Source organism: Azospirillum argentinense (genome assembly GCF_000632475.1).
In the GTDB taxonomy this organism is placed as follows: Bacteria; Pseudomonadota; Alphaproteobacteria; order Azospirillales; family Azospirillaceae; genus Azospirillum; species Azospirillum baldaniorum.
The window spans coordinates 271,841-281,261 of record NZ_CP007795.1 but is presented as its reverse complement, the minus strand read 5'-3'; the positions used below and the strand labels follow the sequence as shown (position 1 = coordinate 281,261).

Here is a 9,421-nt window from a genome sequence, read left to right as displayed (position 1 = left end):
TCTCTCGACAACGTCCCTTTTTGGAGCACCACAGCATGGTCAGTGAGAAGGAAACCCCGGGCGGCAAGGCCAAGCCGGAAACGGCCGTCGCCCCGGCCCCCACCCCGGCTCCGGAGGCCGTGACGGCCGCCCCTGAAACCACCAGCACAACCCCCAACACGGCCGCCAGCACCTCCGAAGCCGCTCCGGAAGCCACCCCGGCCGCTCCGGTGTCCACCGAGGCGCAGGCGGCGGAGATCATCCGCAAGCATGTGCTGCTGTCGGCCGCGGCGGGCGTCATCCCGCTGAACTTCGTGGACACCGCGGCGCTCGCCGTCGTCCAGCTTCGCCTGCTCAAGGAGCTGTCGGAACTGCACGGCGTCGACTTCCGCGGCGACATCGGCCGCTCCGCGGTCGGCACGCTGTTCGCGACGGTCGCCCCGACCGCCCTGGGCGGCAGCCTGCTCGGCTCCATGGCGTTCAACATGGCTCTGCGCTCGGTGCCGGTGATCGGCACGGTGACGCGGCTGGCCACCCAGCCGGCCTTCAACAGCGCCTTCACCTACGCGCTGGGCAAGGTCTTCCAGCAGCACTTCGCGTCGGGCGGCACCTTCCTGACCTTCCAACCGGAAAAGGTGAAGACCTATTTCCGCGAGAAGTTCGAGGAAGCCCGCCGCCGCAAGGGCGCCACGCCGGAGGCGGCCACGGCCGCGGCCTGACCGCGAACCCGGACGCCGCCACGGACCGGGAGGACGGGCGGGGACGCCTCCGCGCATCCCCGCCCCCTCCGGCCGCCGTCACCCCTCCGCCCTGCTCCCATTCCAAGGCCGGACGCGCATGCCCCTCGTTCTCGTCATGCTCTATCTCCTCGCCTGTCTGGTGTGCGCCGTCATGGGCCGCAACACCACGATCGGCTTCATCGGCCATTTCCTGCTGGCCCTTTTCCTGACTCCGCCGGTGAACTTCGTGATCCAGGCGGTGGGCCGCCCCAGCACGCGGGAACGTGAGAAGATGCTGACGACGAGACCGCGATGACCACCCTGGACCCGTCCGCCGAGGACGGCCTCGCCCGTGCGCCGTTGCCGCAGCGCGCCGGCCTCTGGCTGAAGCGGCGCAGCGTGTCGATCTACGCGGTGACGCTGACCCTGATCCTCGGTTTCCTCGCCATCGCCCCCGCCGTCTTCGTCGAGGTGCCCTCCGGCCATGTCGGCGTGCTGTGGCTGCGCTTCTTCGGCGGCACGGTCACCGACCGGGTCTACAGCGAGGGCACCCACCTGATCTTCCCGTGGGACCGGGTGACGATGTACGACGTGCGCCTGCGCACCGACACCCGCACCTACGAGGCGGTGGCGGCCAACGGCATGTCGATGACGGTGACCGTGGCGTTGCGCTACCGCGTCAACCCGCCGGCCGCCGGTCTGCTCCACAAGCTGGCCGGTGACGATTACGCGGAAAAGCTGGTGCATCCGGAGATCGCCAGCCTCGTCTACGAATTCGTGTCGAAGCACAATCCGGAAAACTTCTATTCGATCAACCGGGCGGACATCCAGGGCTTCCTGCTGACCGAGGCACGCCGCCAATTCCCGGCGCCGCCGACCGATCTGCAGGCGCTGAAGCTCCCTCCGGGCGCGATCGCCGACGATTACAGCTCCGTGATGATCCGGGTGGAGGACGTGCTGGTGGCCGGAGTCAGCTTCCCGCCGTTGGTCCGTCAGGCCATCGACCGCAAGATCGAGCAGCAGCAGATCATGGAGGAATACGACTTCCGCATCGCCCGCGAGGCCAAGGAGCGCGACCGCAAGCGGATCGAGGCGGAGGGCGTGCGCGACTTCCAGGACATCGTCGCCCGCAACATCACGCCGGAGTATCTGCGCCTGCGCGGCATCGAGGCGACGCGGGCCTTCGCCACCTCCTCCAACGCCAAGACCATCATCATCGGCGGGCGCGACGGCCTGCCGGTCATCCTGAACACCGGCGACGACGCCAAATCGGGAACGGGAGCGTCGGGAACGGCGGCCGGGACCGCAGCCCCTCACGAAACCGCCGCCAAGGAACCGGACGGACTCGCCGGCCGCCTGTCCACCCTCGACGAACCGCCGCCGGAGAACAGCGCGCCGGAAGCACCACCGGACACCGCCGGGCGCTGAGGCCCGGCGGTGTCCAAGGAACCGGCTAGTCGGCGGCCTCGGCGAGGGTCCGGGCGAAATCGCGCTCCAGCTCGTCGAGCAGCCGGACCACCTCCGCCGACGCCCGCTTCATCTCGGCGGCGTGGCGTTCGGCCTCCAGGCGGTTGCCGGTTTGAAGGGCGAGCAGCGTCTCGCGCCCCGACTCATGGACGGTCCGGTGCGGGGTGGCCATCCCCTTGTAGGTGGACAGGCGCATCGTCCGGGGGTCGTTCACGCTGTCGTACCAGCGGCCAAGGCGGCAGGAGTGATGGGTGGACAGATCCGCCGGCAGAAGCGTGCGCTGGCCGCCCACCGCCTCCATGATCCTGTCCACGAAGGCGAGATGGTCCTGCTTGGCCAGCCGGACCAGTTCGCCCACCCCGTCGCGGCTCATGCGGTCGACCTCCTCGCGGCCGATCTTCCGCTCGTCGAAGCGGATGTGCAGCCGGTTGTCGTGCCGCGCCACCACCGAGCCGCGCAGGGACAGCTTGTAGCCGGGAAGCGACACGGTGACCTGCCCGCCGGTGGGCGCTGCCCCCTTCGTCTCGGCGTAGCAGCCGCATTCGGAGATGTCGCGGACCAGCGCGGGCGTCTCGTCCACGCTGCCGTCCAGCAACACCGGGCGGCGCCGCGTGTGGCGCCGGTTCGCCAGATCGGAGGAGGTGCGGATGGCCCGGGCCAGCAGCGACGGCAGGGTGTCCAGCGCCTCCTGCATGCGGTTGGCGCTTTCGCCGACCGTGTAGGCCACGGTGGTGGCGCGCTCGGTCTCGCCGCCGGCCTCGGTCATCCGGCTGGCGATGCCGCGGAAGATGCCGGCGACCTCGCCGATGTTGCGGGCGATCTCGCGCGAAGCCGAGGACTGCTCCTCCACCGCCGCGGCGATCGAGGCGTTGATCTCCTGCATGGTGATGATGGTGGTGGCCACCCCGTCCATGCCGGTGATGGCCTGCTCCGCCACCGCCTGGATGGCGCCGACCTTGGCGGCGATCTCGTCCGCCGCCTTGGCCGACTGCCCGGCGAGGTTCTTCACCTCCGTCGCCACCACGGCGAAGCCCTTGCCGGCCTCCCCGGCGCGGGCCGCCTCGATGGTGGCGTTCAGCGCCAGCAGGTTGGTCTGCCCGGCGATGGCGCGGATGATGTTCAGGATGCCGCCGATCTCCTGCGCCGCGGTGCTGAGCTGCGCCATGACCTGGCGGGCCTCGCCGCTCTTCTCCACCGCCTCGCTGGCGATCCGGGACGCGCCGCCGACCTGCACCGAGATTTCGCGGACCGCGGCCTGAAGCTGCTCCGCCCCGGCGGCGACGGTCTGGGCGGCGTCGAGCGCCTCCTCGGTGTCGGCGGACGTGCCGGCGATGCTGTCCTTCACGGACGCGCAGACGCTGTCCAGGTCACCGACCGTGCGGCGCAGATCCGCGGTGTAGCTGGCGACGCTGTCCACCACGTCGTTGGCCTCGTGGTCGATGGAATCGACCATCGCGTCCACCGCCTGGAGCCGCTCGTCGATCAGCCGGTCCCAATAGACGGACAGGGCGGCGTCAAGATCCATCAGGACCGCCGACACCACGGCGCGCTGCATGGTCACGATGGAGCCCAGCCGGCCACCGGTCAGCAGGGTCCCGCCCATGCTCTGCGCCAGGGCGGCCATGATCTCCCCCAGGATGAAGGCGTAGCCGCCGACGTACCAGCTCGGGCTCAGCCCGATGCGGTGATGGGCGATGCCGACGGCGCGCACGGATTCCTTGTAGCCGTCGTCGAAGCGGCCTTCGAACAGCCGGGTCCAATGCGCGATCTGGGCGCGCTTGGCCCCCTCGACCTGCGCCGGGTTGGCGAACAGGGCGGCCAATTCGGGCTGCGACAGCGTGCGGGCGTAAAAGCGGTCCAGAATTCCCGGAAGGGCTTTGGAGATGATCGGCAACGCCTGCCGCAGGCTGCCGACCGCTTCCGGTCCCAGATCGAAATAGGCGGTCTTGGTGACATCCAGGGCGTGCAGCGAGTCCGGCATGGCGAATGTTTGTATTCTGTAATGAAGGAACGCCAACCGATAACATTTCCGCCAAACCAAAGGTATCGCTAACAGGAATTCGAGTGCGACATGCTGTCCCACTTCATGATTAACAGATGGTTTATTTTGTGATGCGCACAACAGGAGTGCAATGAATAAGCCTTGAAACACAATCACTTTGCTCAAGACGGTCGGAAAAAGTCGCAACGGGGTCTTCACATTGCGTGATTCCGGGGCGTCCCGAGGTTGATAAAACCATTTGTTACAAATACGCGACAAAGTTACCAATGCGCCGCCGTTCCGGCGCCTCCGGAGCGACCCGACGATTTTTCAAGGAGTTCTCGGCCGATGAATCCCCTCCGCACGCTCAGCCTTGCGACGAAGCTGACCATTCTGTGCACGCTCGGCCTGATTGCCCTGTCCGGCGCTCTGACCTACGCGACGATCGCCAAGGTCACCGCCAGCATCAGCAAGGACGCGGCGGAGCGGAGGGAGCAGGCCATCACCAACTTCCGGATGCTGCTCGACCAGAGGGGGTCGGAGTACCGGCTCAAGGACGGCGCGCTCTACATCGACGATGTCAAGCTGGACGGCGCGAACGACATCGTCGACACCGTCCGCAGCGTCACCGGCGGCGTGGCCACCATCTTCCGCGGCGACACTCGCGTGGCGACCAACATCCACAACCCGGACGGCAACAGGGCCGTCGGGACGAAGCTGGCCCGCGGTCCGGTCTATAGCGCCGTCATCGATGGCAAGGAGCCCTTCCGCGGCGAGGCCGACATCCTGGGCGAGGCCTATTTCACCGCCTACGACCCGATCATCGACCGGAACGGCGAGGTCATCGGCGTGCTGTTCGTGGGCCTGAAGAAGAGCGTCGCCCTGGGCGTGCTGGAGGAGGTGGTGCCCAACATCATCCAGGTGGCGGCGGTCATCACCGTCGGCATGGCCTTGGTGATGCTGCTGGTGGTGCGGCGCCAGTTCCGCACCCTGGACCAGATCCGCGGCACCATGTTCCAGTTGGCCGACGAGCATTACGAAGTGGCGGTGCCCGGCCTGGACCGCCAGGACGAGATCGGCGCCATGGCCAAGACCGTCGAGGTCTTCCGCCTGAAGGGGATCGACAACCAGCGTCTGCGCGAGGCGCAGGAGCGCGAGCGTCGCGAGGCCGAGGCCGCCAAGATCGCCGCCCTGGAATCCATGGCCCGCACGGTGGAGCAGGAAACCCGCACCGCCGTGGACCGCGTCGCCGAGCGGTCGGTCTCGATGGACAGCAATGCGCAGGCGATGGCCAGTTCGGCCGAGACCGTCTCCGCCAACTCGCAGAGCGTGGCGGCGGCGGCGGAACAGGCGCTGGGCAACGCCCAGGCCGTGGCGGCGGCCACCGACCAGCTCACCGCCTCCATCGCCGAGATCACCGGTCAGGTTACCTTCGCCAGCCAGATTTCCCGCCGCGCCGTGGAAAGCGGCCGCAAGACCGAGGACGTGGTGCTCTCCCTGTCCGAGGCCATCGGCCACATCGGGGAGGTCGCCACCTTCATCCAGGACATCGCCAGCCAGACCAACCTGCTGGCGTTGAACGCGACGATCGAGGCGGCGCGCGCGGGCGAGGCCGGCAAGGGCTTCGCCGTGGTCGCCCAGGAGGTGAAGAACCTCGCCACCCAGACCTCCAAGTCGGCGGAGGAGATTTCCCGCCAGATCACCGACCTGCAGAGCATGACCGCCGGGGCCGTCGACGCGGTGCAGGACATCGGGCGGACCATCACCGAGATCGACGGGGTTGCCAGCAGCATCGCCAGCGCCATGGACGAGCAGGGTGCCGCGACCAGCGAGATTTCGCGCAACGTCGGCCAGACCGCCGCCGCCGCGCAGGAGGTGTCGTCCCGCATCGCCCATGTGTCGGAGGAAGCGGCGGTGACCGGCAACCGTGCCGACGAGGTGCGCCGGGTGGCGTCCGACGTGGCGGGGAGCATCGACCATCTGCGCGAGATGCTGGTCCGCGCCGTGCGCACCGCCACGCCGGAGGTGGACCGCCGCCGCGCCCCGCGGTTCGAGGTCAACCTGCCCTGCACCATCTCCGGGGCGGTGGGGTCGCTGTCGGGCCACCTCACCAACCTGTCGGAAGGCGGCGCCACGATCCGCGGCCTGGACCGGTCGCAGGTCGGCAGCCGTGGCGTGCTGACCATTCCGGGCTGCACCGTCTCCATCCCCTTTGCGGTGCTGGGGGGCAAGGAGCAGGATCTGCATGTCCGGTTCGAGCTGACGCCGGACGTCGCCGACCGCTTCGCCGCGGACGTCCAACGCCTCACCGCGGGCCTGCACCCGCTTCCGGCGGTCGCCTGAGGCGGATCATCGGGCCAAGCCTGCGGCCGATTCCGCGGGCTTGGCCGCAGAAGCCCTCCGCTACGGCAGTTGCGCCAGCGGGTTGCCGAGCGCGCGCAATTCGCGCGCATGCATTTGCAGGCCGGGCAACCATTTGGCGGCGAAGGACCGGACGTCCGGGTCGGTGCCGCCCTGGGCCTGCGCGTTGAACAGGGCGATCGACACCTCGTGCTCGGCGATCTGCTGTTGCAGATACTGCCGGTCGAACGCGGTGCCCTGAAGCGTGGCCAACGCGTCGGCGACCGCCTGCCGGCCGGGGTCCGGGGCGGTGGGCGGCGTGACGCCCTTGGCCTGGGCGAGCCGGGCGAGTTCCTGATTGGCTTGGGTGTGGTCGGCGGCGATGCGCCGGCCGAGGTCACGCACGGTGGCGCTGGACGCCTGCCGCTGGGCCAGCGTGCCCATCGCCACCTCGCCGAAGCCGCCGTAGGCCGCCTGGGTCAGAAAGGACTGGTCCGCCACCGTCAGCGTCGAGGAGGCGCCCGACCCGGTGCTTCCCATCTGGGACGCGGAAGCGCCGGAGTTGCCCATCGGTGGCACGAGGCCCGGCTCGCTCGAACAGGCCGCGAGCGCGAGGATGGACACGGCGGCAAGGGCCGCGGTTCGCAGCATGGGCATTCCGACCTCCCGATCTACAATCTTGCGTTGGGACACACCGATCCCCAACAGCCTCCTATTCTCCTTGTGCCTGGCGACGAGCGTTTTTACGGGTCCCCTGCCCACAAGGGCAGGTTGACCGATGCCATCCTCATAGGATGGACCGCAGGGAGGCAGGCGATCCTGCCCGGACGGGCGTGGCCTGACGGCGGGGCGCCGGTCGCGGGAGAGGCCGTCGCCCCTCCCGATCACGCAGCGCGGTCCTTGCGGACGCGTCAGCTGTTCTTCTTCAGGAAGGCGATCAGGTCCTTGCGGGCCTGCTCGTTCTTCACGCCGGCGAAGGCCATCTTGTTACCGGGAACGGTGCCCTTCGGATCGGTCAGGTACTTGTCGAGATTGGCCTCGTCCCAGGTCAGACCGGCGCCCTTCATGGCGTCGGAATACTTGAAGCTCTCAATGGAGCCCGACGGGCGGCCGACGACGCCGTGCAGGTTCGGGCCGACGCGGTTGGGGCCGCCGGCCTCAATGGTGTGGCAGGCCTTGCACTGGTTGAACACCTTCTCACCCGCATCGGCGTCCTGCGCCGAGGCGATGCCGGGAAGGGCGGCGAACAGGCCGAAGGCCAGAACGGCAACACTACGCTTCATTGCACTATCCTCGATTTCCAATGCCCAAAAGACAGGCACGGCCACCCAAGGCCCGCAGGGCATCCTGCGTTGTTCGCTTCGCCACGATCAATATTCGTCGCATCGGCGCGCGGCGTCCGCCGCTCCGTTACTTGGCCTCGATCATGACAAGCGGCTTGGGAAACCAGCCGCCACCTCGGCCGGCGTTGTAATCCCCGCATGCTGGTATGCACAATGCCGGGCATGGCTGGAGGCCAGCCCCTGCGACAAAATGCCCGACTCTTTTCGAAAATTTTTCGGGATTAAAATTTTCGGTCACTTCAACCGGCAATGGACCAGCGTCGTTCCGGTGGTGTTGGCCTTCTCAATGTCGGTGTCGCGCAGGTCGGCTCCCGACAGGTTGCAGTTGGTCAGGTCCGCTCCGGCCAGCCGCGCACCCCGCAGGTCGGCGCCACGAATGTCGCTGTCGGCCAGTTGGGCGTTGCGCAGGTTGGTCGGCCACAGGCGCCCGGTGGGCTGGCCGTCCGCCGCCAGAAGCTCGATGGCCCGCATCACCGCGTTGCGCATCATGGCGCGGGTCAGGTCGCAGCCCTCGAAGCTGGCCCCGGACAGTTCCGAATTCTCGAAACAGGCCTCCCGCATGCGGCAGCCGGGAAACTGGGCGATCTGCAGCTTGCTGTCGCGGAAGCTCGCCCGCGTGAAGTCGCAATTGCGGAAGATCGCCCCGCTCAGATCGCAGCCGTCGAAATCGGTCCCGACGAAGGCCCCGTCCGACACGTCGAACCGCTTGCCCTGCTTTCCGTTGCTGTTGATCCAGCGGACATGGCCGTCCAGCCCCTCCCGGATTTCCGGCGGGAAGTCCGACTGGTTGCGATGGTAGATGGCGCCCATCATCCGCGCCTCCGCCCAATCGGCGGTGGCCATGGCGACGTTGCGCAGTTCGGCGTCGCGCAGGTCGGCGCCCTGGAAGGTGGCGCCGGCAACGACGGCGTTGTTCAGGATGGCGCCCTTCAGCTTCGCCATGCTGAAATCGGCGCCCCGCAGATCGGCACCGCTGAGGTTGGCGCCGAACAGGGCGGCGTTGCTGAAGTCCGCCCCTTCCAGGCTGGCGCGGGTCAGGTTGGCGCCGGTCAGATCGGCGTCGGTGAAGTTCGCGTTGACCAGCACGGCTTCCCGCAGCGCCGCCTCCCGCGCTTTGCGCCGGTCCTTCCACAGCACGAGTTGGCCGGGGCGGAGGTCGGCCCGTTCGAACAGGGTGTTGCGCAGGCAGGCCTTCGTGAAATTCGCCCCGCGCATGTCCGCCCCGACCAGCGAGGCCTCCCGCAGATCGGCGGAGACGAAGCTGGCGCCGAACAGATCCGCTCCGTCGAAGTTGCAGCGCTGGAGGACGCTGCGCCGGAAATTCGCTCCGGTCAAAATGGCGTCCGACAGGAGCAGCCCCGACAGGTCGAAACCGGTCAGGTCCGCCGCCTTCAATTGAAGGCGCAGTCCGTTCGGGCGCGCCGCCAGATAAAGCCGGTGGGCTCTGATGGCCTGCGCGAGATCCTCCAGGCTCAGGTCCGTCCCGTCACCCGGCCCGCTTGTCGGGGCACCGCTCATCCCGCTTCCCAGCACCCCTGCAATCGACTCCACGCCCGCCCCGCGGCGCAGTAGCAAGTTTACGCGCAAAATTA

8 protein-coding genes are annotated in these 9,421 nt (G+C 68.3%); 4 read left to right on the top strand and 4 right to left on the bottom strand.

Translation table 11 applies throughout. The features are described 5' to 3' along the window. The first annotated feature begins 35 nt into the window (after positions 1-35). From ABAZ39_RS23815 to ABAZ39_RS23805, 3 genes are all read left to right on the top strand, one after another. Positions 36-698 (top strand): YcjF family protein, encoded by a 663-nt coding sequence (locus ABAZ39_RS23815; RefSeq protein ID WP_051658465.1) that lies wholly within the window; start codon positions 36-38, stop codon positions 696-698. A gap of 118 nt (positions 699-816) precedes the next feature. Then, complete coding sequence (locus ABAZ39_RS23810) at positions 817-1,014, top strand: hypothetical protein (RefSeq protein WP_040136327.1); 198 nt, start codon at positions 817-819, stop codon at positions 1,012-1,014. After that, positions 1,011-2,126, top strand: a complete 1,116-nt coding sequence (locus ABAZ39_RS23805; protein WP_051658464.1) for a prohibitin family protein — start codon at positions 1,011-1,013, stop codon at positions 2,124-2,126. The genes ABAZ39_RS23810 and ABAZ39_RS23805 overlap by 4 nt, the downstream gene beginning before the upstream one ends. A 25-nt stretch (positions 2,127-2,151) precedes the next feature. Here ABAZ39_RS23805 and ABAZ39_RS33365 read toward each other — a convergent pair whose 3' ends face one another. Beyond that, on the bottom strand, positions 2,152-4,146 hold the full coding sequence (locus ABAZ39_RS33365) for a methyl-accepting chemotaxis protein (protein WP_051658463.1): 1,995 nt from the start codon (positions 4,144-4,146) through the stop codon (positions 2,152-2,154). 348 nt (positions 4,147-4,494) lie between these two features. On the opposite strand from ABAZ39_RS33365, the gene ABAZ39_RS23795 reads away from it, so the two are divergent. Next, complete coding sequence (locus ABAZ39_RS23795; protein ID WP_051658462.1) at positions 4,495-6,489, top strand: methyl-accepting chemotaxis protein; 1,995 nt, start codon at positions 4,495-4,497, stop codon at positions 6,487-6,489. 60 nt (positions 6,490-6,549) lie between these two features. On the opposite strand, the gene ABAZ39_RS23790 is transcribed toward ABAZ39_RS23795, so the two are convergent. The 3 genes from ABAZ39_RS23790 to ABAZ39_RS23780 all read right to left on the bottom strand — a co-directional run bounded on the left by ABAZ39_RS23790 (position 6,550) and on the right by ABAZ39_RS23780 (position 9,347). Then, positions 6,550-7,143, bottom strand: coding sequence for a DUF4142 domain-containing protein (locus tag ABAZ39_RS23790; protein ID WP_103039481.1), 594 nt, complete (start codon positions 7,141-7,143; stop codon positions 6,550-6,552). A 254-nt stretch (positions 7,144-7,397) separates the two neighbouring features. Then, entirely contained in the window at positions 7,398-7,769 is a 372-nt protein-coding gene (locus tag ABAZ39_RS23785) for a c-type cytochrome (RefSeq protein WP_040136324.1), read from the bottom strand. A 294-nt stretch (positions 7,770-8,063) separates the two neighbouring features. After that, positions 8,064-9,347, bottom strand: a complete 1,284-nt coding sequence (locus ABAZ39_RS23780; protein WP_040136320.1) for a pentapeptide repeat-containing protein — start codon at positions 9,345-9,347, stop codon at positions 8,064-8,066. Positions 9,348-9,421 lie beyond the last annotated feature (74 nt).

Bases quoted from the DNA above. Each gene is read 5' to 3' on its own strand.
- ABAZ39_RS23815 (WP_051658465.1), top strand. From the start codon at position 36: ATGGTCAGTGAGAAGGAAACCCCGGGCGGCAAGGCCAAGCCGGAAACG.
- ABAZ39_RS23810 (WP_040136327.1), top strand. From the start codon at position 817: ATGCCCCTCGTTCTCGTCATGCTCTATCTCCTCGCCTGTCTGGTGTGC.
- ABAZ39_RS23805 (WP_051658464.1), top strand. From the start codon at position 1,011: ATGACCACCCTGGACCCGTCCGCCGAGGACGGCCTCGCCCGTGCGCCG.
- ABAZ39_RS33365 (WP_051658463.1), bottom strand. From the start codon at position 4,146: ATGCCGGACTCGCTGCACGCCCTGGATGTCACCAAGACCGCCTATTTC.
- ABAZ39_RS23795 (WP_051658462.1), top strand. From the start codon at position 4,495: ATGAATCCCCTCCGCACGCTCAGCCTTGCGACGAAGCTGACCATTCTG.
- ABAZ39_RS23790 (WP_103039481.1), bottom strand. From the start codon at position 7,143: ATGCCCATGCTGCGAACCGCGGCCCTTGCCGCCGTGTCCATCCTCGCG.
- ABAZ39_RS23785 (WP_040136324.1), bottom strand. From the start codon at position 7,769: ATGAAGCGTAGTGTTGCCGTTCTGGCCTTCGGCCTGTTCGCCGCCCTT.
- ABAZ39_RS23780 (WP_040136320.1), bottom strand. From the start codon at position 9,347: ATGAGCGGTGCCCCGACAAGCGGGCCGGGTGACGGGACGGACCTGAGC.